Here is a 23,930-nt window from a genome sequence, read left to right on the forward strand (position 1 = left end):
AACCATGAAAGATGTTAATAAAGTTGTTTGGACACTTATGCTAATTACCGTCCTATGTATAATTATTGTACAAATTTCTAGGATAGGAGAGGTTCATTGGCTTTTTCCTCAACAAGAAGTAAGGGATAAAGAACAAGCCTTAATTCCTACTGTATCGGGGGCTGTTAAAGGTGATCAACTTGAGATTCTTGTATTGGGTAATAAAGAATCGCTTAAGGACAACCCCTCTATACTTCACCTCAATAAGTCGCTTGAACTAGCAAAATTGTCATTTGCATATATAGATTCTTTGGATCGAGTTCCTGCATCCCCATTAACAATTGTTGTGGTTTTGGACGAAAAAAAAGCGATTGCAGAAGAAGACAATATTAGGAATTTTGTAAATGAAGGTGGAAGGTTATTTGTAGGATTACGTTTTTTTCATCCTAACCTCAATGATGTAATGGGTATTGAGCAGGTAGAAGGTTTTAATCCTAATAATTTAACAGGGGTTACATTTAAGAAGCCATTTGTACCTATCTACCCAGATATTGAAGATTCTCACGGTAAAATTCCGAATAATTCTCTTGAGCTTACTTTACAAGATGACAGTGAGGTCTATTTGGAAAGTCAAGAAACTCCTATACTCTGGTACCATTCATATGGAAAGGGAAAAGTAGCTTTCTGGAATGGAACCATGCTGCAAGGAAAAGGGGCGAGAGGGTTATTGTTACAATCGCTCTCTTTACTGCCTCCAAGATTTGTTTCAAGTCGATTAGAAATGAGTGTTTTCTTTATTGATGATTTTCCCGCACCGTTTCCTGACGGGAATCATGAAAATATAACTCCGACTTTTGATAAAAGTGTTAGTTCTTTTTATAAGAATATCTGGTGGCCGGATATGAAAGAATTGCAGGATAAATATTCTTTAAAGTATACTCATGCTTTCATTGGGACTTATCGAGCCGACCAAAAGATGAAAACCGAACATTTAATTGAACAAAATCAATCCAAATTCCTATTTTTCGGTCGGGATGCCCTTCGAAATGGTGATGAGTTAAGTTTACATGGTTATAATCATCAATCACTTGTTACAAAGAATGAACCTATTGATGATGAATTTGAGTATATTCCTTGGAATAGTCAGGAACAAATGGAGGAAGTAATTTCTCGAGTAATGAAGATGAATGAGCATTTTTTTCCTAATTATACTATTAAAACCTATGTACCTCCCTCAAACGTAATCAATAAAACCGGCATTAAAGCATTAAGTCAAGCTGCACCTTCCATTGATACTATTTCGTCTCTGTATTTAGGCGATAATAAGCAAGGATCCTTTATCCAAGAGTTTGGCTACGACGAAAACAACTCAGGCTATTTCCATTTACCTCGAGTATCTAGTGGGTATGCACCTGATTTGTACGAGCAATTTTCATACGCTGATGCACTAGCGAATGCTGGTATACTGTCTCATTTTATTCATCCAGACGATCTATTAGATCCCTATAGAAATAAAGGGTTTAAATGGCCAGATTTAAATGTTGAACTTGATCGTCATTTGAAAAATATTTATGAAACATATCCTTTTCTTAAAGGGGTTACAGCTCAAGAAGCAAAAAAGCTTTATTTAAGTTACAGCGAATCAGAAATGAGAGTAGATTATCAAGAGAATCAATTAATTATTTATGGTAAGAATCTAGTGTCACCAAGTGTTTTTCTAATACGTCTAAATGATAATGAAAAATTGGAAACAGGTGCTTTCGATGGTTATATCGTAGCAAAAGTAAAAGGTGTTGAAGGACTTTATACAGTTCAAACAACTATGGGAAAAACGGTAGTTCCTATTAAAAGAGGTGAGGCATAGTGAGAGTAGCAATCATAGCAGAGGGTAGTTACCCTTTTGTCAGTGGAGGGGTTTCTTCATGGATACATACGCTAATTACTCAGATGCCTGAGTTTGATTTCACCATTATTTCTATTATGCCTGGTAGTTCCCGAACAACCACAGAAGATTGGAAGTATGAGATTCCTGTTAATGGAAAATCAGTTAAGGTCTATCCATTAGAAGTAAAGGAAGAAAAACCGGTATACCCTAATTTGAGTGCTGAAAACAAAGAGGATTTACTTTCTTTCTTTTTGTCGAAGGATCAAATGGGTAAAGCCATGCGTTTTTTAGGGAACTCAGATATTATTGGCAATCCCTCTGGTTTTTTTAGAAGCAATGAATTTTGGGAAATTGTTCAGATTTGCTATAAAGAAGAAAAACTACAAAGCTCTTTCATTGATTATTTCTGGATGATTCGTAACAAGTATGAGCCTATACTCCATCTTCTTCAAAGTGAATTTGATGATTATGATCTATTGCATGCAGCCTCTACTGGTTATGCAGGGGTCATAGGAGCATATCTTTCAGTCAATCAAGATATTCCTCTAATCGTTACAGAACATGGAATTTACTCTCGCGAACGAGAAGAGGAAATTTTGAAGTCCGATTGGATACCTATGATCTATAAAAGCAGGTGGATTCAATTTTTCTATTTTTTAAGTCAACTAGCCTATAGTCAGGCTGAACAATTAATTACGCTTTTTCAAAAAAATGCTTTGGTTCAAGAGCAGCTTGGAGCAGCTAAATCCAAACAGCTCGTCATTGCAAACGGAGTAACACTTTCAAACCCATCGTTTAATAGTATGCGTTTCTCTGTTGAAAATCCTATTCAGTTAGGGGCAATTGTTAGAGTAGTCCCTATAAAAGATATAATAACCATGATTTATGCAGCCAGTATGTTGCGAAAAAGGCATATTCCTTTTCAATTACAAATATTTGGACCATTAGATGAAGATGAAGAGTATGTAAGAGAATGCCGAAACTTAGTTGAAGAACTTGATCTAAAAGAGTTTGTAACATTCACTGGTAAAATCAATGTACAAGAAAAATTAGTTGAAATTGATGTATTACTGTTAACGAGTATATCAGAGGGTCAGCCTTTGGCCATTCTAGAAGGTCTAGCTGCCGGTGTTCCATTTGTAAGTACAAATGTTGGGGATTGTGACGAACTGATAACAGGCGGTGCAATCGATTTGTTCGGACCTGCAGGTTTCATCGTTCCTCCTGTAAACCCTAGAAAAATTGCGGAAAGCATAGAAAAATATGTGGAAGAACCATCATTAATCGAACTTCATGGCAGACATGGATTCAAGCGGGTGCAGCATAGATATCAGCTTAGTGAAGTAATTGAGAGATATCGTTCTCTTTATAAGGAAGTAGGTAGAATAAAACAATGGCAGGAATAGGCTTCCAACTTCAAAAGATGTTCCAAGAAGATTACTTTTCTAGCAGAGCAAAGGCTTATGGTTTTACTATTCTTTTAACTTCGGGACCTTGGTTAATCACCATTGCTGTTCTCACTCTTTTGCAATGGGGGATGAAGAATTACGATGTTGATCTTCGTACAAGAGAGTTATTTGTAGTCTCCATCTCGTATACGTTTATTTTTTCACAAGTGATTTATTTTTCACTTCAACTCGTTGTAACAAGGTATATAGCAGATCTGTTCTATGCAGGAAAAATTGAAGATGTTGCTGCAACGAGTGTTGGTCTGGCAAAGCTAACGACGAGTATTGCGCTTTTATTGTGGATTCCGTTTGCTCTACTTACTCCCATACCATTTTGGTACGATTGGCTTGTTTTGATATTGTTTCTGATTATGAACCTTATCTGGGTACTGTTTTTATATAGCACGGCAACAAAAGAGTACATGAATATTGTGTATGCCTTTTTTTTCGGAGGACTGTTAACGGTTGTCGGGTTTTGGGTGCTTCCAATTGGTGAGCTTGTCCTTTCTCTTCCCTATATAAAAGGAGCAGCCGTTATGCTAGGTGTCTTTACATTGGGGATGCTAGTTACGCTGCTCTGGCTTCTTTATCATCTTTTTATTAGTTTTCCAGAGCGTCCCTATCTAACCAATGGGGCTTTTTAAAATATATCTATAAATACCCTGATTTACTTTTCACAGGACTATTTTATAGTTTTGGACTTTGGATCAGTAATTGGATTATTTGGTTTGGTGAGGGATCGGTGTATGTTGAGAATACGTTCCGTTATCATCCAGATTATGATACTGCTCTGTTTTGGTCTTTCTTAACAATCATTCCTACTATGATGACTTTTGTAATCTCCATAGAAACAAGATTCTATAAGAAGTATTGGACTTTTTATGGCTTTATTAATGAAGGTGGAAGTTTAGATCAGATTAAAGAAAGTAAGAAGGTGATGATCCGGGTACTAAAAGAAGAAGTTGTACGCCTTATAAGAACTCAAGGGTTATTTACATTGCTTGTTCTTCTATTGCTACCTAGATTTGTTACTTGGTTTGAGTGGAAAGCTGATTTCTTTGAATTAATGCCGATTACATTAATAGCAGTCTTTTCAATCAGTCTTGTTTTAACACTTTCTCTTCTACACTTATACTTTGATGATCGTAAGGGAGCATGTGTAACTACATTTATATTCTTTACCGTAACCTTTCTAATAACCATTTTGTTACTTCCATTTGGATTTGATTGGTATGGGGTGGGAATAGCTGTTGGTGCAATCCTTTCTTTTACATATGGTGGACTTCGATTAATATCCTATGTAGGTGAAGCTGATTTTCATATTTTCACAAAAAAAGATCCAAAACATTATCAAAGTTCTTTAGAGAAAATTATTTCTAAATCTTCAAACTAATAAAGCTGATTCTATTGTCATATGGATTCAAAACCTATAAACTGGAAATAACTAATTAAATACTGTGGTGATGGGCAAACTTGGTGAAAACCAAGGACGCAAAGATATGGGTCTTCGATTCTCTTTTTTTGAATAAAGATTGCCAGTCCGCGAAACCAACCCATCCCTCGTATGAATCGGGGGAATTTTTTATGAAGAAGTGGTTATTAATAATGGCGATTTTTACTTTGGGATTTATGTCGCTAAATCCTAATCCTGGCTCTGCTGAGGATGTAAACAGTGGTTTGCAAAAGGTAAAGAACTACAAGATTTATTACTCTGCACCAACAGAACGTATACTAAACAAGTTGCGATCTTATGATTTAATTGTGATCGAACCACAGCTATACACAAAAGAGCAAGTTCAATACCTGAAACAAAACGGGACGATTGTTCTGGGCTATATTAGTGTTATGGAAACACCAACATGGAATCAGAAAAGGATGGAGCTTCTTTCTGAAAATGACTATTTTTACAGAAATGGCGATAAAGTTCATTATGAGCAATGGGATTCTTTTTTAATGGATATTACGAGTAAAAACTATCATAATATCCTGATAGATGAAATGGAAAGACAAGTTTCTTCAAAAGGAATGGACGGTGTTTTCTTTGATACAGTAGGAAACATCGATAACGAACATTTAGAGCAAAATACGATATATAAAAAGCAATTGGATGGACTAAAAAACTTTCTTAAAGAAAGTAACGAAAGATTTCCAAACCTCCTTATGGTACAGAATTGGGGTATGGAGACGATCCAGCATACTCATAAGTATATGGATGGCTTCATGTGGGAAGGTTTTGATTACAATGAAGTATCAACAAATGAGTGGGCTCAGATTCAAATTAGTAAGTTGAAAAAGATACAACAATTGGGGAAAACTCAAATTATGACGGTGTCTACGAAGTCGGAACGTAAAAGTAAAAGTTACGCAAAAAAATTTAACTTTCTGCACTATCATGATAAGAAGTCGTATGATGTATTTTAAAACATGAGCCATAGCACCAAACTAATTAGGATGAAAAAAAGCCAGCGTTGCAATATACGCTGGCTTTTTTCTGTATTTGTTTAGTTATAACTAATCGCTTGTTTGCCCATCTGTTCCCATGCTGCAATAAAATTATTTAAACGTAGCTTTCTATTCTTTTGGTTTGATAGTGGATCGTTAAAATAAACATACCCACCGCTATAACCTGTTACCAATACAGAATGCTCACGATATGTCACTTTTATCTTCCCTTGGGGTGTGTAGAAATATGTAAATTGTGATTCAGGAAGCTTTGTGAACCATGAGTTTGCTATCACCCAAACGGGTTTTTTCTTATCAAGTTGTTTTTTGACCTCTGTGAAGGATTGACCAGATAGATTTACAACACGGTTTCCAAGGTATTGTCTAGCTAAGCTTTCAACGGGTTTATTATACACGCCGTAACCAGGCTTATTATACGTATACATGTTTCCTACAAATCCAACGTTTGGATTTCCGAAATATACTTTTCCATCCACTTTTCGATAAGGAGTTGGATCTTCTTTCACTTCATAAGCAAGAGTCACCTTACTCACTTTCTTACCTGCATGATGAAGCATCATCGCAAGGCTTGTCACCTCACATCCTCTTGGAAGCTCAGGCATTTGAGAAATAAGTGGAGCGTTTATAGGAGAGTAAGCAGGAGCGGTTGAAGTGATCAGCCAGCTTGCGATCCATCCCTTCTGTCCATTAGGCAAAGTAACGTGGTACCAGACTTCTTTTTTGCTGTTATATGCATATTGAAAAGCTTGTAGCTTTGTTCCGTATTTGACTTGTGTAACGGTTGGATAATTGGTTCCCGTTCCCGAACGAATGTTAACAACGTCACCTTTTACATAGTACGTTTTGTTGATAGATGCAGCTGCAGATACACCATCTGCATGAGTGAAGGCCACCGCTGTGAAAACCATACAAAAAAGGACAAGACTTTTTAAAACAAATTTCATTTTTTTCCTCCCTAAAGAAAATTCGATCTGATTCACTTTTATATCGTAATATTTGACAAAATTTTCATCAATAGGGAATGATGATTATATTCTCTCATAATATCCAAAACATAGAAAAAGGACAGGAGAATTCTCCTGTCCTTACCTATTACATTTGTATAGTTTTTGTTTCTTTAGCAGGTTTTGTTGCTCCACCTTCTGCTTTCGTTTTATCAAGTACTACGTTTATCGTACGAAGCAGGATAACAAGATCCATCCAAAACGAATAGTTTCTGATGTAATATAGATCGAAGCGAAGCTTGTTCTCTACGTCTGTCGTATATTTACCCATAATTTGTGCGTAACCTGTAATTCCTGGTTTAACTGTATTACGGTATTGATAGGATTTGTTGCTTTTCGTGAACTGCTGAATGAAAAACTCACGCTCAGGACGCGGCCCAATGATAGACATGTGTCCTGCTAGTACGTTAATTAACTGTGGCAGTTCATCAATGCGGGTTGCACGTAAGAATCGGCCAGCTTTTGTGATACGGTTATCGTTCTGTTCAGCCAGAGTAGGGCCAGTTAATGCCTCTGCATTCATAACCATTGAACGGAACTTGTAGATCATGAACGGACGATTATGTCTTCCAGCTCTTTCTTGTTTGTAAAAGATTGTGCCTTTTGGTTCCTCGATCTTAATCGCAATCGCTGCAAGTAAGAAAAGAGGGGAAAGAACGATCAGCATGATGAGTGATAAGGTGATATCAAACACACGCTTTACTAGTAATTGATCAAACGTAAGTCCGAAAGGCTTAACACCAACAATCATTGTATCATCTAGTGAAGTAATCACTGATTTAGAAACAAGTAAGTCATACAAAGATGGTACAACATAAACCAATTTATCATTTTTCATAGAATAAAAAATGAGTTTGGATTTTGTTTCTTCTGGGCAATCAGGGCCGATCATTAAGCAATCAGCGGATGAGAGAGCTTCAGCTACATCATCAAATGGAGAATCCGGACTGATTGTTTTTACAGACATGTTGTTTAATGAGGGGTAAAGGTACTTTAATTCATCTGTTGCTTCTCTTGTAACGAATAGTACTGTTCCTTCATTACTCTTACGTGATGTATTCACTAGAATCAATTTAAATGAGATTAGTAGAACGATTGATAACAAGTATGCAAGTAAAATGACTGAACGCGGTAAGGCGAATGCTCGGAACATGAACGATGCTGCCATCGTAAAGAACATGATAAAAGTGGTTACGATGAAAATATTGCTGTAGATGTCCCAAATGGTCTTACGGTGAAACGAGTACATTTCATAAGCCGCTAAGAAGAATAGACTTACAACGAGAATCCAAGGCAGGACAGCTAAGGATGCGTCCCAGTTTCTAACCTCAAGATCGGGTCTTCTTAATAACAGGGCTATGAAATACGAAAGCGTAATGAGAACAAGATCTGTTAAAAGAACTGTTATCTTTTGTGTTGGTGATTCAATTTTATTCATTCATTAATTTCTCCTTATCTTGAAAACTATGTTCTGGAAGAAATGCGTTGACATGTTGAAAAATTTACTATATACAATGTAACGCTTAACCCTTTAAAAAACAAGTGAACATATGTTTATTCTCGACAATTTTTACAATACCCAATGTGAAATATTAGAAACCTGTAAAAGCATGTTGTAACAAGCTTAGAGGATTTCTTCGAAAAAGTGCGAAATATGAATAAAATTACAAATTTATAGGGAAAGCAGTGAAATTTTCTATGAAAGCATTTATTTTTGATTTTGATGGAACTGTGGCAGATACATTACCTGTTTGTTTTTATGCTTTTCAGTCAGTTTTTAAAGAATATGACCAAAAAGATGTTACGGAAAAGGACATAATTAGTATGTTTGGTCCTTCTGAAACAGGGATTATTCGCGAAAATATAACTCATCCGAATACAGATGAAGCCATTGAAAGATATTACTTACACTATGAAGAAAAGCACGAAGAGTTAGTTGATAACAATCAACAGATGCATGATTTTCTATCCCTCTTAAAAGAAGAAGGATATTTGTTAGGAATCGTTACAGGTAAAGCAAAAAGAAGTTTAGATCTTTCGTTAGAAAAACTAAGTATGAAGAAATATTTTGATGTATTTATTTCCGGCGATGATGTAGATCAGCCTAAGCCACATCCAGAAGGTATTTTAAAAGCTATAGAAATGTTAGGTGTATCTAAAGATGCTGCAGCTTTTATTGGAGATAGTGATGCGGACATTTCTGCAGGGAAAGCGGCTGAAGTTATGACGGTTGGTGTTCATTGGCTGCCCACTGTTCAAACATCTACTTTTAAGGATGAACCAGACCATTATATAAAAGACATTCATACATTTAAACAGTTGTTTAAAATAAATAAAGAAACTACGTATAAAAGTCCTAAATAAACCCCAATAAACCCTTTTAAACAGCAGGATGTCGAAATTTGTCTACAATATTTTATATATTATTTTGTGCCTACGAATTATACTATATTAGTAAAATATAAACATATTTTGGCAGGGGGCTATTGAGTGAAAAAGTTAGTAGGGTTAGTTTTAGCATTCGCAATGATTTTAGGGTTTTTCGCGTCACCATCACCAGCATCAGCTGCGATCGACGAGACAGATTTGGATACTTACTTAAAAGAAGTGAGTGCGGAGCGTGGATGGGATACACTTACAGCAGATGATTTCAACGAATACTTAAATACATACAGCTTTCTTGAAGATGGTGTAGATGAGTTCGAATCAATTGAAGAGATGAAAGAATATTTAGGTGAAGTTATTTTAGCTGACTTGAGTAATGTAGATCAACTTAGTGAAGAGTACGATACTGATGTTGTAAAAGTATTGGAAGAAAACGGGGACTCTGTAGAAAACTATCTTTATATAGACGACCTTGACTTCGCTGTGATGGACTACATCGGTTATGAGTGGGAAGACGAAGAAATGTTTGATGAAGAATTTCTGGGCTTCCTAGCAGACACTTTTGGGTTAACTGGAGATGAGATCGACCGTTTGGTGGCTCACTTAGAAATGCTTGATGAGGAGTTAAGCATGCCTGAGAATGAAGAAAGACTAGACGAAATTGCCAATCGTATGATGGCTTTTCAAGATTTCGAGAGTGTAAGTGAATTGACGGATGATCAAGTTTCAGAACTTCTATATTTAACAAGTGAGTTAATGAAGATCTTGAAATTAGACGGAGAAATTTATCTTTTAGATAAAGATGGAAATAAAACTTCTATTAGCTATAAAGAATTGATCTTTATGGATGATTTAAAGGGATATAGTGTTTTAGTAGAGTTGTATAGTGCAGTAGATGGAGAGTTTTTAGCAGATTTTATCCTTACGGCAGATATGTTTGACTCTGAAATCATCACAGATACAGGGAAAGAGATCAAAGAAACACCTGTAGCTGCAAAGCCTCAAAAGCCTGCTAAAACAGTTAACGGTGCGAAGTTGCCTAAAACAGCTGGATATCATGCTGATTACGTGATCCTAGGAGCAGGGATGCTAGCTCTTGGATTATGGGTTAGACGTCGTGCAATTTCTGTAAAATAGGAATTGATATGAGAAAAAAATGGATTCTGCTTATCCTTTCAGTAGCATTGATTTCAGGTGGTGTATGGTTTTCTTCCACTAGCATCTATCAGTTAACAAAAGGATATCTGATGTTCAAGTTTGGTTCAGAAAAAACATTTACTGATAGCAATGAAAAGGTGCAGGCAACGGAGAGCACTAAAAAAAGTGAAAAGACTGAAAAACTATCATTATATGAAGTACGACCAAAAATAGGAGAGCAGATGGGAGAGTTAAGAATTCCGAAGCTTGATGCTGTTCTACCTATTTATCATGGTACGAATGAAGATGAACTAGAAAAAGGAGTTGGTCACTTTGCAGACAGTGTACTGCCAGGTGAAAAAGACAATTCCGTACTTTCAGGTCATCGTGATACAGTCTTTCGCAAATTAGGTGAAGTAGGAAAAGGTGACTTATTAGTTGTAGAGACAACAGCTGGAACCTTCACGTATAAAGTTAGAAAAGTACGTATCGTTGATAAGGATGATCGTTCAGTGATCGTTTCAGTGCCTCGCGCAACGTTAACGGTAAGTACATGTTATCCCTTTACCTTTGTAGGTGCTGCTCCTGATCGTTATGTATTAGTAGCTTACTTGATTAAAAGTGATAAAAAATAAAAAAAGACAGATACAGCTAACTCATCTGAGGGAGCTGTATTTTTTTATGAATAAATGACCTGTCATTCATCCTGATGGACTCAAGAAATAAGTGGTGCTGACGATAATAAAGATAGTTCTATGACATAGTATATTTCTCATCTTTGTATATTTTAAGATAATTTCGCCGTTATTTATGTGAATTAGAAACAATTGCTCAACTCATATCCGTCTAAAGAAAATAATATTTACTTTTTTTTCTAATTTATCTTGTTATTACAAAAATAGGTTAATATACTATAATTATGCAATTTTAGTAGAATAATGAAGAAAGAGGGGCGGAAATGAAGAAATTTGTAGTATTATTTTTTGTACTTATGGGGTTGTTAATATCTCCACATCTTGCAACAAATGCGTCGGCAGAAGTAAACAATGAGATTGTTAATGTTAAGCTACAAAACTATTTAGGAAACAAAAGCAGTATCTCGGTAGAGGTGAACGGCAAGTACATAGTAGATAGTGACCGCCGAACTATTTCGGGCAGTGGATATACGATTAAAATTGAGTCTGGAATGTTGAATCTTTACAAAGGTACAACATTCATAAAATCTTATGGTTCAACCTTTTCTGTTCATCCTGTTAAATACGGAACAGACCACTTTATTACCATTCAAGGCATGAAATATACAGGAGTTTTCACTTTTGTTGTAGAGAGTGGAAAATATGTAAGACCTATTAACTCTCTTTTAATAGAGGATTATGTTAAAGGTGTAACTCCTAAAGAGATGCATGGAACTTGGAACGTTAATACGTTAAAAGCAGGAACTCTTGCAGCAAGAACTTATGCAATGAGACATGCAGGCAAAACAATGGTTGATACGCAAGCTAACCAAGTTTATGGCGGTTATACATGGTACGACAACTCAAATCGTGCTGTAAATGAAACAACTGGTGAAGTTCTGAAATTTGGAAGTAAATATGCTGAAACTCTCTATTATTCTAGTAATGGAGGAATGATGCTATCTAACACAAATACATACGGAACTCCGCTATATGCGTATTTTACAAAGAAACAAGATCCTTATGATATTCAGAGCGGCAAGAACACAAATTGGTCGTATAATATCAAAAAACAGCAGATTAGTATGATTGGAAGAGACTTGGCTAAACCAGAGCTTTGGTGGAACTCAGTCTCAGAAGCAGATGCAGCGTTTATCAAGAATTTAAAATCTACTTTAATCGGCACACAGATCGCTTCAAATTCTGATATCAAAATTATTAACGTAACGGGTATTAATTTTAAGACAACCTTTACAGCAGAAGAATTATTAACAGGTTATGTTGATATAGAGTATTACAGAAAGAAAACAGATACGAATCAATTTATAAAGGATTCTTCAGGAAAGCTACAAAAGCATACTCTTCGTTATGAAGATAGAAGCAATGATATTCGAAGTCTTGTTGGTTCATATACAATGAAAAGCCCCTACGTGAAATCTGTAACTGCTGATGCAGAAAAATTCACAGTAAGTGGCGGAGGGTTTGGTCACGGAATCGGTATGAGCCAATGGGGCGCATACGTAATGGGTAATCAGGGGATTTCGTATCAAGAAATTCTGTCTTACTATTATCCAAACACGAGCATTGTAAAGGAAAGCTATAATTATACTCCAATTAAGATGAATGGAGTAACAGCAAGTATTGCTAGCCCTCAAGCTGCGAATACGGCCGTTACTTTAACGGCCAATGCAGTAGGTGGATACGATAAACTCTACCGGTTTTATGTGCAAGAAGGAACAGAGTGGAAGCTGCTTCAGGACTATTCCACAAAAAGTACGTACACGTGGATACCAAAAGCTGGTGGAAACTACAAGTTTAGTGTTCATGTAAAAGACAAGTATTCGGCAAAGGATTATGATGCATATAGTGCTTTAAGTTATAGCATCCTTTCCAACGTAGATATGAAGAGTGTTACATCAGACAAGCCATCACCTCAATTAGCAGGAACACCTATTAAAGTATCAGCTAATGCGGATGGTGGAAAAGAAAAACTTTATAAATTTAATCTTTTAAAAGATGGTGTATGGACAGTTGCTCAGGAATATTCACCTTTGAACACGTTCAACTGGACGCCTTCTGTTTCGGGAGATTATAAGTTCAGTGTTCATGTTAAGGATGCTGGGTCATCAAAAAGCTATGATGATTATGGAACTCTAGATTATAAGATTTCAGCTAAAGCTGCCCAAACTGTTGTGATGCAAAGTATTTCAACAGATAAAGTAAGCCCGCAATTAGCAAACACTTTGATCAATATTTCAGCAAATGCTACAGGTGGTGCTACAAAACTGTATAAGTTCAACATCTATGACGGTAAAACGTGGAAAGTGAGTCAAGATTACAGCACAAAGAACGCTCACGCATGGAAGCCAACTTCAGCAGGAACTTATAAAGTCAGCGTGCATGTAAAAGATCAGTCATCTTCAAAAAGTTATGATTCATACAAAGCATTCGATTATAAGATTACAGCATCAACGTCAGGTCAGTTTGGTACTCCAATTACGATTGACAGTTTTGTAACAGATAAAGTGTCCCCTCAGGCAGCTAATACTTCAATTAAAGTAACAGCAAATGCAAAAGGCGGTACAACTAAATTGTACAAGTTTTGGGTATCAAAAGATGGTGGTGCATTTGTAAGAATGCAAGATTATACTTCAAACAACACGTACAATTGGAAACCTGCGGCGGCAGGAAATTACAAAATTAACGTACATGTAAAAGACCAAACTTCTAGCAAGTCTTACGATGTGTACAAAGTGATCGATTACAAGGTTACGCAAGGTCAAGTGGTCGTTCAGAGTGTTAAAGCAGATATTGCTTCACCACAGCGCATTCATACAGCCATTCATGTTACAGCTAATGCAACCGGCGGAGAGTCACTTCTATACAAGTTTAATGTATATGACGGTAAAGAGTGGTCCGTTCTAAAAGAATATTCAACAGAGAAAACATTAAGATGGCTACCCGCTAAATCAGGATCATACAAATTTAGTGTACATGTAAAAGATGCAAAGTCATCCAAAGCATACGACCATTTTGGTGTGTTGTTCTATAACGTTACAAATTAATAAGGTAACCAGCTGCTCCAAAAGACATTTCGGATGTTCTTTTGGGGCACTTGTTTTTTTTGTCGCTCATTCATTAACCGGATTTCAAATAAAAGTAAATATTGTTTCTTATTTAAATGTAAACAACATGTATAGAAAGCGCGGTCCTTGTTGAACATTGTGAATAGCGAGTGGTAATATGATAGATGAACGTTCTGAGATGAAAGGGAATGAATATGAAAACAAAATGGAAATGGATTGTATTTAGTATCATTGCAATTGCAGCGACATTTTTAATAAAGAACCCTTATTATGATGCATCGCATGATGACAAAGTAGTAACAGAGAATACGGTTGAAAAGGCACGAGAGGCGTCTGTTAAATTAAGAGCAGCATATAAAGACAAGAACATTTATTTAAATGGAATCGATGCTCCATATGATAAAGCGAGAACCGAATACGCACATGCGATTGGCATGGTGAACGAACTAGAAAAAGGTGAACGTAAAACACGATTAAAAGGACAACTGAAATCAGTTGAACAAGAGATCGAGACAGCTAATACATTTAATAAAGCAGTTCGTGCGGGTAAGATTTTGTTGACTGCTCAACAAGAAGCAGAAGCGGTTCATGTAAAAGAGCCTTTTGATATTAAAGCGGCTGTAAAATCACAAAAAGAACTTGAAGAAACGATCGACAAACAATCTGGTATCTTTACTGAAATCCCTTTTAGTTATGTACAGAAAGATATGAAAGTTACGTATGTATATCCTGCTATGCAATTTAATAGAGATGCCATTTTCTATGTGGAAGGATTGGCCTTATTAGATGAAGCAAAACAAAACCAGGTAGAAAGTGAAAAAATGAAATACGTGGATCAAGCGGTTGTTAAAGCAAACGGAATAAAACATAAAGAACTTAAAGCCAAATTAGAAAAGAAAATCAAGGATATTTAAGAATGAAGAGCGGTTTGCCCAATAGCACACCGCTTTTTTGTATACGCCTTTTTATCAGTAAAGCAATCAATCACTTCCATGAACAACAATGTATACAAAAAAACAAAAGACCAAAGCATTAACTTTGGTCTTTTGTTTTTTAATTTGATGAAGGAACAAGTACTTTCCATCCACTAAAGTCTTCCGGCATATGCTGAACCAAGCTTTCAGGAAAAATAAAAGTCCATGGTTTACTGCAGAATGGGTTTACTGAGAAAGCTTCTAGTTGAAAAACGCCTGAAGCTAAGCAAATGCCATCAGCACTAGTCAACTGCAAAGGCAGTTGAGATAACTCGATTTTTTTACTTGTTCCATTACGAACCAAAAGAGTTACAGCAATGCCGTTTTCAATAGCTTTCTCTGCTTTTAATCCAAAAAGATTTACTTCTTCGTTCTTTAAAGGTGTCAGTGACGAAATTAGCTTTTTCAAATTTTCTTTTTCTTCTGCACTTAAGCGTTCTTCCCAAGAAGCTTCAAGTTCAAGTGTTTCGGAAGTTGGACGCTGTTTTTGCAGCTCAAATGCAAGTTTCCAGTCTGATAAATTCCATTCTGATAATGGAACATGGAAATCTTCGGGTTCAAATAAAAATTTCCATGGTATGGACGAAGAGGGAGGCAATTCTCCCAACATATTAAAATCAAATACTTTACGAGCAAGCATTTGATCAGATGAATCCATTACTAACAGGATCACTTCTTCAAAGCGAATCTTCGAAGGCAGTGTATTTCGAATAAAGCCTTCAATAATGGCAGAATCATTAAACACCATGAGGTCATACCCATTAATTGAGATTTGATTTGGTTGCAAATCTGGTAACAGTTGGTGGTAATATTGAAAAACATATTTTTCTTGTGGGCTAACCACAACGGCAGGATGAACAAATAATTCGGTTTTTCCTGCTCTTTCTTCTATAACTTCTTCCTGTATAGGATTGTTGATTTCTTTAGAAGAGGAATCAGCTTCTTTTTTTCTTTTTAATAATGACCACATACTAAACCTCCATGGTGCTTAATGCTTGATCGTTTATATTCTGATTAAATTCCATCTGCAGCAATAGTTTTACTCGATTCAAAATTTCCTTGTTTAAATCAAAAGTCATATCTTTGAAAAGGGCAAAGCCGTTTTTCTCAAATGCACGAGTCGGATCTTCTTGACCATAACTGTGAAGGTTAATTCCTTCTTTTAAGTTTTGCATATTTTCAAGGTGTCGGATCCAATTCTGATCCAGCGTCTGCAAATAAACGCCACGAACCTGTTCACTCTGACAGAGTTGAAGCAGTTCTTCCTGTTCGAATGCATGTTTTACTTTCAGAAGGAATTCAGCTTCGATTTCATAGCGTTCTTTTCCTTTTATATCTTCAATACTAAAAGATTCGAAGGGGAAAATTTCTGATAATTGCTTAACAAGTTGAGCAAGATTCCATTCTTCGGCAACTAATTCTTCCTGACATTCTTGCTCGATAATCATCAACCCTGTTGAGCGCAGGGTTTCTTCTGCTCGATCGCGAATGTTATCTGTTTCTAGAAGTTCATTTCTGAGCTTATAGATCGTGTCTCTCTGATTTTCAATAACGCTTTCTAGCTTCAACATATGAGAACGAGACGAATAATGGATACTCTCAATCGCTTCTTGTACATTTGAAATATACTTGATAGCTTTAGGTGACATTACTTGACCGTTTTCATCTGTCTTTATTTTTTTCTTCCAATTTTCAATAAGCTCTTGATCGTATAGGTTGAATAATTCGTCTTCAAGTGAAATCACAAATTGAGTTGTTCCAGGATCACCTTGACGGCCTGCACGGCCCCTTAATTGGTTATCAATCCTGCGGCTTTCATGACGCTCTGTTCCAAGAATGAAAAGACCGCCAGCTTGTTTTACTTTTTCATCTAGCATGATATCAGTCCCGCGTCCTGCCATATTAGTAGCAATGGTAATCATGCCTTGTTTTCCGGCTTTGGAGATCATTTCTGCTTCTAATTCTTCACTCTTAGCATTAAGAAGCTGGTGAGGAATCTTAGCCTTTTTGAGACCTTCAGCAAGCTTTTCTGACTGTTCGATCGAAGTTGTACCGATTAATACTGGCCGTTTCTCTTTGTAGAGTTCTTTAACGGTATCAATGATTTTCTTATATTTCTGTTCTGATGTTTCATAGACAACGTCTTCTAAGTCAATTCTCTGTCTATCGCGATTCGTAGGGATGACAGATACAGCTAGACCGTATGTTTGAAGAAATTCATCCTTATCCGTAAGGGCTGTTCCAGTTAAACCAGACAGCGACCTATATAATTGAAAGTAATTTTGGATGGTGATTGTCGCAAATGTTTGGTTCTCTTCTGTGATTTCAACGCCTTCTTTTGCTTCAATCGCTTGGTGAAGTCCATTGCTATAGCTGCGGCCGTCCATTACTCTACCTGTAAATTGATCTACAAGCATAATTTTGCCTTCTCGAATGATATAATCGATATCTTTACGCATGATCACTAGTGCTTTAAGCGACTGATTGACAAAATGGTTAAGAAGCTGATGTTCTGCATCATACAAGTTATTGATTCCGAAAGCACGCTCGATCTTGTTTGCTCCCTCATCAGTAAGGAAGACTTGCTTTGTATTTACTTCTAAGTTGTAATCAACATCATTTTGAAAATTTTCTACAACAAGAGCTGTTACTTTAAACAAATTAGCTGATTCACTTGATTTACTTGCGATAACAAGCGGTGTTTTCGCCTCATCGATCAAAATGCTATCTACTTCATCAATAAGAGCAAAATGAAGAGGGCGTTGGACACGTTGAGAGATATCCTGCACCATATTATCTCGCAGATAATCAAAACCAAATTCACTTCCGGTTCCATATGTAAGATCACACAAGTATGCCTGCTGTTTTTCAACAGGGTCCATTTGCGAAATATTTAAACCTACCGTTAATCCTAAAAACTCATGAATTTTTCCTATTGTTTCATAGTCTCGATTGGCTAAGTATTCATTCACGGTAATAACATGTGCGCCTTTTCCTTCTAAAGCTTTTACGTAACTTGGAAAAGCTGCTACTAGTGTTTTACCTTCTCCAGTTTGCATTTCTGCAATTTCATTATTTAATAAAGCAAGACCACCAATGAGCTGAACATCATATGCACGAAGACCAAGAACACGAAATGCAGCTTCTCGGACCGTTGCGAAAGCTTCTTCAGAAATGTCATCGATAGACTTGCCATTAGATAGAGCTTCCTTAAACAGGAGTGTTTTTTCTTTTAACTCTAAATCACTCAGTTTTTGATAAGATGATTCTAATTTATTAATTGTTTCTATAGATTTTTTAAATCTTTTAAATGTCTTATTAGACTTACTAGATGCCTTTAACCCCAATAACATAATTCATCTCCCAATTCATTACAATATTAGTGAAATTATAACATAAAATACTAAATTTTAGAGATTTATTGGAATAATTTTATATTTATATAACATTTTTCATTTAGGACCTATAATCAAACTTTCTACGAAGAAGTATTGATGGGATATAGTTAGTTTAAAATGAAGATATACAGTGGTATGATTATGATGATTTTGAAAAAAACATGTCGAAAGAAAAGACGAAACAAAATTGCGAGGAAAGCGATACATGAAATACTCACCAAAGATAAAAAAACTTCTTACGAATAAATTTTTCGTGAACTCATTCTGGTATACGTTTGCAACGATGTTACCTCCACTAACAGGTATCATCCTTTTACCTGTTTTTACGAAATATTTTACTCCAGGGGAATATGGTATTTTCACAACCGTCCAATCATATGTTTGGATTCTGCAGCTTCTAATGATTCTTTCATTACACGGAGCCATTACTAGACTGTATTACGATTACAAAGAAAACAGTAAAGAACAAAAAGAATATCTGGGGTCTGTAGTAATGTTTACAGTGGTGTTTGCAGGTTTAATTTCCGCTTTACTTCTATTATTAAAGCCAATCGTTGGACCATTACTATTTAAAAATATTCCGATTGATCCTTACTATGATATTTTAATATATTTTGCATTATCGTCTTCTTTATCTCTGGTTCCAATGGCGATCTTACGTGCGCAGGAGAGAGCAAAGTCGTTCGTTGTCATTAATATTATTAAAAGCGTCATTGTTATGGCTGTTACAAGTATTGCCGTGATCTTTATGAATAAAGGGCCGGAAGCGGCTTTGTTTTCTTTTATCATAGCAGGAATCGGAACTGGGTTAGGATACATAGGTGTCCTCTACAAGAGTGTTCGGCTGTCCTTCAAAAAGGAATATATTAAACAGAGCTTGGCCTTCAGTATTCCTTTATTGCCACATGTTATAAGCGGATGGGCGATTACCGCTTCGAGTCGATTCATTTTAGAGAAGTTTGTGTCTCTTGACGAACTTGGAAGATTTTCATTAGCGGCTCAGATGGCAATGGTTTTGGGAATGCTATATACAGGTGTGAATAACGCTTTCGTTCCTCGTTATACGAGATTGATGAAGGACGCAAAAGAGAATGAAGCAAATAAAATAATGAAATATTTCCAAGTAGGAGTCATTGTACTTGGGGTCCTAGCCATCATCTTTTCGTTATTAGTTATTGAGTGGCTGCTTCCACCGAAATATAATGGTGTAAGTGGAATACTTATCTTTTTACTAACGGCTGAAATTGTAAGAGGATTTTATTTTGTTGTCGTAGCCCGATTATTTTATATCAAGAATACTAAGATCGTAGGCATTAGCAGTGTTTCAGCTGCAACGGTCAACGTTGGAGTCAATTTGATCTTAATCCCCATCATTGGTGTATGGGGCGCTGTAGTCGCAGCGATAGCGGCAGAATTAACTCGATTTATTTTTAACCTTTATCAAGAGAGAAGATATCTGAACAAAAAGTTGCAAGCTGAAAGCCAGGAGTGAAAGAAGCTATGAACATATTTATGATTGAATCGCCCTTACAATTAATTAATGCAATAGAAGCAAAGCACCATTTTTCTATTAAAAAGGAAGAAGCCGTTCTTTTAATCCTGCAAGCTGAGAATGAGAATACCATGAAACAGATCGCGAACATGGTGTCAAAAGAAGAGTGGGCAGATGTACAGGTTATCGGCAGCGGAACGGGAAAAGTAACGTGGGTTACTCGTCTGTTTAGCTTGCGTAATGTTGTTAAACGATATCAGCAAGTTGATTATATTTTTATTGGAGACTATCGATCAGATATCATGCGAGATTTTGTTGTGTCTGTTAATCATAAGAAAGTCTATCTCCTCGACGATGGCAACGTGACCATCCGGATGTTTGAGATGATCTCAAATGGAAGATTGCCACAAGATTCAGGGGCCAAATTCATCATTAAATCAGCATTTAAAAAAGTATTAACCCCAAAAGCACCAAAAAATAACGAAATAACCAATATAGCGTTCTTTACGACATTCGATCTAAAGTCAGATCACATCGAGATCGTCAAAAACAATTATGAATACTTTAGTTCGATCAGCAAGAATCAAGAAAAGAAGCCTGTATTTTTCTTTTTGGGCGCACCGCTTAGCGAGAAAAATGTTATGGCAAGTGAAGAAAGATATATTGATTATCTGCGACAAGTAAAAAGTTATTTACAAGATACAGAAATGGTTTATATCCCTCATCGAAGTGAGAGTCCTGAAAAGTTGGACAAGATAAAAAATGAACTGAATATTAAAGTTACAACCATTCAAACGTGTATTGAATTTGAACTTTCTAAAAATCCTTATCTACCAGAAGGATTAGGTTCTTTTTATTCATCTGCTTTAGGTACGTGTCATCAGATCTTTAAAGATTTGATCGAGATTAAAGCTTTTTATCTGCAACCTCAAGATCTTGCTGAAAAGAACCAGCCAGAGATAGAAAAGATCTACCGTTACTATGGGGAGTTTATGGATGTTATTAAGGATTACTAAAACAGAATGCTGCAGTTGGAGGAAATGAAATGTTTTTTTATAGCTTTGCCCCGTGGGTGTTGTTTTTAATATTTGTTTATATTGCATATAAAAAAGACCTGCTTAAAAGTTTCTCAGGTGCCTTTTATGTTACGGTAACCTTCATGATTCTTCCAGCAGGGCTTTTCTATGCTTTTGGTGGTGAGCGATATTATGTCCCGAATGAGGACAGTATAAAATGGTTCAGCATCTATATGAGTATTTTATACGTAGCGATGATCGCAGGTCTATTTGTTCAGTACAAAGTGAAACAAATATTTCTAGAACGAGATTTCAAGCTTTCAGAAGGATTTCAAAATTACACCTACATCAAATGGATCAGTGTGATCGTATTCTCAGTTTGTTTTATCTATGTGATCACCTTTGCAGAAAAGATTCCACTTATACAGCTCGTATTAGGGAAGACGCTGCAAACTTCGTTTAGCCGTCCTGATGTTGCTGGTGGCATTCCTTTCTTTTATACGTTTACGATTGTAGCAAATACAGTTATTCCGTTTTTCTTAATATTGATGCTAAGTAAGAAGAATTTCTTTAAAGTAAACAATCGCACATTGCTGATCGTATTTACACTTATGGCTGTTATCTTTACTTCCGTAGCCCTTAATAAGAATACTTTGTTCCTTATTATTATCTTTTTCATTCTGTATGTCATCAAAAGCCGTAAGCGTTTTGTGTATCTTTTTTCAGCAGGCTTTGTATTCGTCGTCTACTATTTTGCTACTAAGGTATTTTTTAACGCAGGCGAGAACCCTTATAGTGCTTTTACGTTCGTCGAAAGTATCTTAAAACGAATCTTTGTTACACAAGGTGCCGGTCTCACGACTCGAATTGAGTTTGAAGACAGACCATTACCTGACGATACTTCTATTAAACGATATATATTTGAACGTATGTATGGAAAAGAAGGCGGAAGTGCTCCAACCATTTTCTTTGGAGATAACATCATGACCGAATCTCTTCTTGTAACAGCCGTACTCATCATAGTTGTTACATTATTCTTCTTTGCACTAGCTGGAATGACAGATGGATTGTATCAAAAATCAAGAAAAGTTGAGTTTTTAGCATTTGGCTATGTTGTTTTTTATGGAGGACATTTATTAGGAATTTCAGAAGTTCAAAGTTTTGGTCTTCGAACGTTACTTCCTATTGCATTGATAGCTGCTTTATATTTGACAGATAAGCTAGTGGACAAGACACAGCTCTTTAACAAAAATTAAGTAAAACATGAGGATTGGTGATTGTATGTTAGAAGGAAAGAAAGTTCTGATTACAGGTGGGACAGGTTCAATAGGAAGCGAGATCGTTCGACAAGTTCTTGCCCAAAATCCTGCCGTTGTTCGTATTTTTAGCAGAGATGAATCTAAGCAGTTTGCACTTCAGCATGAGCTCTCAGATTTCACAAACGTACGTTACCTCGTTGGTGATATCAGAGACAAGAATCGTTTAAATTATGCAACAAAAGATATTGATGTCATCTTTCATGCTGCTGCTCTTAAGCATGTTCCTTCTTGTGAATACAATCCTTTTGAGGCAGTAAAAACAAATGTGATCGGCGTACAAAATATCATTGAAGCGGCGATTGAGAATAACGTAGAACGCGTTGTTTCTATAAGTACAGATAAAGTGGTAAATCCTATGAATACGATGGGTGCTACTAAACTTCTTTCAGAGCGTCTGATCTTAGCAGCTGAATACTATAAAGGTTCAGCAAGAACGATTTTCTCATGTGTTCGATTCGGAAATGTTATGGGCTCAAGAGGCTCGGTTATTCCATTGTTTAAGATGCAGATTGAAGAGGGTAAACCTGTCACGCTAACAGATCGAGAAATGACACGATTCATGATGTCTATCCCACAAGCAGCAAGACTTGTATTACGAGCGGCTGAACTCGCAAAGGGTGGGGAAGTATTCGTGTTGAAAATGCCTGTTCTAAAGATTGAAGATCTAGCTCAAACACTAATCGATGACTTTAAAGAGAAACGCAAGGTTACTGACGTTTCTGACATTGTAGAAGTTGGTGTTCGTCCGGGTGAAAAAGTGTACGAAGAATTGATGACGCTAGAAGAATCTGAAAGAGCCTATGAGAATGAGATCATGTATGCGATCTATTCACATTTAGATGCTGATTGGCAAGCACCTGCAGGTTTCAAAAAGGCAGATCGAAAAGCATATTCTTCACATAACAGTCCATTGATCACAAAGCAAGAAATCTTTGAACTTATTGATGAGCAAGGACTTACCTTTTAGGAGGATCTTATGAATATTGTCGCTATCATCCCTGCTAGAGGTGGATCTAAGGGCCTTAAAAGAAAAAATGTTCTGCCCTTGAATGGAAAGCCGCTGATCGCGTATTCCATCGAAGCTGCATTGAAGCTTGATAATGTATCAAGAGTGATTGTCTCTACGGATGATGAGGAAATCGCAGAAATTGCAAAGCAGTGGGGTGCAGAAGTTCCTTTTATTCGACCAGAATATTTGGCATCTGATACTGCAACAACAATAGATGTATTAAAGCATACGATTGAGTTCTTAAAAGAAAATGAAGGCTTTGAGACAGACCATGTCCTTCTTTTACAACCCACCTCTCCGCTCAGATCAGAGCAGCATGCGAGAGAGGCACTCGATCTTTATTTACAATCTGATTGTCCTGTTGTCAGTGTCTCATTAGCAGACACACATCCATTTCTAATGAGGGTCAAAAAGGAGAATTACTTGATTCCTTTTATGGAACTTCCTGATCAAAAGGCTACTCGTAGACAGGACCTTCCTGAAGTGTATGAGCTGAATGGGGCGATCTATCTAACAGATCATCATCACCTCATGATCGAGAATGCGATTTATACAGATAAGGTTATTCCATATGTGATGGACAAAAGGTCATCCGTTGATATAGATGACGAAATAGATTTTAAGTTAGCAGAAGTACTCTTAATAGATGGAGCTGTTTAAT

The 23,930-nt window shown here is 36.4% G+C and carries 19 protein-coding genes and 1 riboswitch; of the genes, 15 read left to right on the forward strand and 4 right to left on the reverse strand.

The genetic code is table 11. The features are described from left to right. The first annotated feature begins 4 nt into the window (after positions 1-4). The 5 genes from FS458_RS03135 (at position 5) to FS458_RS03155 (ending at position 5,733) form a co-directional block, all read left to right on the forward strand. Entirely contained in the window at positions 5-1,843 is a 1,839-nt protein-coding gene (locus tag FS458_RS03135) for a DUF2194 domain-containing protein (protein ID WP_144697770.1), read from the forward strand. Beyond that, positions 1,843-3,270, forward strand: a complete 1,428-nt coding sequence (gene pelF, locus FS458_RS03140; protein ID WP_144697772.1) for a GT4 family glycosyltransferase PelF — start codon at positions 1,843-1,845, stop codon at positions 3,268-3,270. The genes FS458_RS03135 and pelF overlap by 1 nt, the downstream gene beginning before the upstream one ends. Next, positions 3,258-3,956 carry an exopolysaccharide Pel transporter PelG gene (pelG, locus tag FS458_RS03145; protein WP_144697774.1) on the forward strand — a complete coding sequence of 233 codons (699 nt, stop codon included), beginning with the start codon at positions 3,258-3,260 and terminating at the stop codon, positions 3,954-3,956. Before pelF ends, pelG (FS458_RS03145) begins: the two co-directional genes overlap by 13 nt. Before the next feature lie 5 nt (positions 3,957-3,961). Then, complete coding sequence (pelG, locus tag FS458_RS03150) at positions 3,962-4,705, forward strand: exopolysaccharide Pel transporter PelG (RefSeq protein ID WP_144697776.1); 744 nt, start codon at positions 3,962-3,964, stop codon at positions 4,703-4,705. A gap of 63 nt (positions 4,706-4,768) precedes the next feature. Next, a riboswitch (cyclic di-GMP riboswitch) is annotated at positions 4,769-4,860 on the forward strand. 36 nt (positions 4,861-4,896) lie between these two features. Further along, the gene (locus FS458_RS03155; RefSeq protein ID WP_144697778.1) at positions 4,897-5,733 is read left to right on the forward strand and encodes an endo alpha-1,4 polygalactosaminidase; all 837 of its coding nucleotides are present in this window, start codon (positions 4,897-4,899) and stop codon (positions 5,731-5,733) included. Positions 5,734-5,813: 80 nt separating this feature from the next. Here the strand turns inward: FS458_RS03155 and FS458_RS03160 are convergent, their stop codons facing one another. Together FS458_RS03160 and FS458_RS03165 are read right to left on the reverse strand one after the other, a co-directional pair. Beyond that, the gene (locus FS458_RS03160; RefSeq protein WP_144697780.1) at positions 5,814-6,719 is read right to left on the reverse strand and encodes a C39 family peptidase; all 906 of its coding nucleotides are present in this window, start codon (positions 6,717-6,719) and stop codon (positions 5,814-5,816) included. Between the two features lie 148 nt (positions 6,720-6,867). Continuing rightward, positions 6,868-8,217 carry a sugar transferase gene (locus tag FS458_RS03165; RefSeq protein ID WP_066398112.1) on the reverse strand — a complete coding sequence of 450 codons (1,350 nt, stop codon included), beginning with the start codon at positions 8,215-8,217 and terminating at the stop codon, positions 6,868-6,870. A 260-nt stretch (positions 8,218-8,477) separates the two neighbouring features. Here FS458_RS03165 and FS458_RS03170 point away from each other — a divergent pair, with 260 nt between their 5' ends. The 5 genes from FS458_RS03170 (at position 8,478) to FS458_RS03190 (ending at position 14,975) form a co-directional block, all read left to right on the forward strand. Beyond that, the gene (locus tag FS458_RS03170) at positions 8,478-9,143 is read left to right on the forward strand and encodes an HAD family hydrolase (RefSeq protein WP_144697782.1); all 666 of its coding nucleotides are present in this window, start codon (positions 8,478-8,480) and stop codon (positions 9,141-9,143) included. A 126-nt stretch (positions 9,144-9,269) separates the two neighbouring features. Continuing rightward, positions 9,270-10,301 (forward strand): processed acidic surface protein, encoded by a 1,032-nt coding sequence (locus FS458_RS03175; protein ID WP_144697784.1) that lies wholly within the window; start codon positions 9,270-9,272, stop codon positions 10,299-10,301. Positions 10,302-10,309: 8 nt separating this feature from the next. Next, positions 10,310-10,936 (forward strand): class D sortase, encoded by a 627-nt coding sequence (locus tag FS458_RS03180; protein WP_144697786.1) that lies wholly within the window; start codon positions 10,310-10,312, stop codon positions 10,934-10,936. A 323-nt stretch (positions 10,937-11,259) separates the two neighbouring features. Continuing rightward, positions 11,260-14,040, forward strand: coding sequence for a SpoIID/LytB domain-containing protein (locus tag FS458_RS03185; protein WP_144697788.1), 2,781 nt, complete (start codon positions 11,260-11,262; stop codon positions 14,038-14,040). A 215-nt stretch (positions 14,041-14,255) separates the two neighbouring features. Beyond that, the gene (locus FS458_RS03190) at positions 14,256-14,975 is read left to right on the forward strand and encodes a hypothetical protein (RefSeq protein WP_144697790.1); all 720 of its coding nucleotides are present in this window, start codon (positions 14,256-14,258) and stop codon (positions 14,973-14,975) included. Positions 14,976-15,114: 139 nt separating this feature from the next. Here FS458_RS03190 and FS458_RS03195 read toward each other — a convergent pair whose 3' ends face one another. Together FS458_RS03195 and secA2 are read right to left on the reverse strand one after the other, a co-directional pair. Beyond that, positions 15,115-16,005 carry an accessory Sec system S-layer assembly protein gene (locus tag FS458_RS03195; RefSeq protein ID WP_144697792.1) on the reverse strand — a complete coding sequence of 297 codons (891 nt, stop codon included), beginning with the start codon at positions 16,003-16,005 and terminating at the stop codon, positions 15,115-15,117. Position 16,006: 1 nt separating this feature from the next. Continuing rightward, the gene (gene secA2 / locus FS458_RS03200) at positions 16,007-18,388 is read right to left on the reverse strand and encodes an accessory Sec system translocase SecA2 (RefSeq protein ID WP_144697794.1); all 2,382 of its coding nucleotides are present in this window, start codon (positions 18,386-18,388) and stop codon (positions 16,007-16,009) included. 250 nt (positions 18,389-18,638) lie between these two features. Here secA2 and FS458_RS03205 point away from each other — a divergent pair, with 250 nt between their 5' ends. The 5 genes from FS458_RS03205 to FS458_RS03225 are packed head-to-tail and all read left to right on the forward strand — an operon-like array spanning position 18,639 to position 23,929. After that, complete coding sequence (locus FS458_RS03205) at positions 18,639-19,925, forward strand: lipopolysaccharide biosynthesis protein (protein ID WP_144697796.1); 1,287 nt, start codon at positions 18,639-18,641, stop codon at positions 19,923-19,925. An 8-nt stretch (positions 19,926-19,933) separates the two neighbouring features. Continuing rightward, positions 19,934-20,941 carry a polysialyltransferase family glycosyltransferase gene (locus FS458_RS03210; protein ID WP_144697798.1) on the forward strand — a complete coding sequence of 336 codons (1,008 nt, stop codon included), beginning with the start codon at positions 19,934-19,936 and terminating at the stop codon, positions 20,939-20,941. 29 nt (positions 20,942-20,970) lie between these two features. Continuing rightward, positions 20,971-22,197, forward strand: a complete 1,227-nt coding sequence (locus FS458_RS03215; protein WP_144697800.1) for a hypothetical protein — start codon at positions 20,971-20,973, stop codon at positions 22,195-22,197. Between the two features lie 25 nt (positions 22,198-22,222). Further along, positions 22,223-23,227 carry a UDP-N-acetylglucosamine 4,6-dehydratase family protein gene (locus FS458_RS03220; protein ID WP_144697802.1) on the forward strand — a complete coding sequence of 335 codons (1,005 nt, stop codon included), beginning with the start codon at positions 22,223-22,225 and terminating at the stop codon, positions 23,225-23,227. 9 nt (positions 23,228-23,236) lie between these two features. After that, complete coding sequence (locus tag FS458_RS03225) at positions 23,237-23,929, forward strand: cytidylyltransferase domain-containing protein (protein ID WP_144697804.1); 693 nt, start codon at positions 23,237-23,239, stop codon at positions 23,927-23,929. The last annotated feature ends 1 nt before the right edge of the window (position 23,930 follow it).

This window comes from Fictibacillus phosphorivorans (genome assembly GCF_007673525.1).
GTDB lineage: Bacteria > Bacillota > Bacilli > Bacillales > Fictibacillaceae > Fictibacillus > Fictibacillus phosphorivorans_C.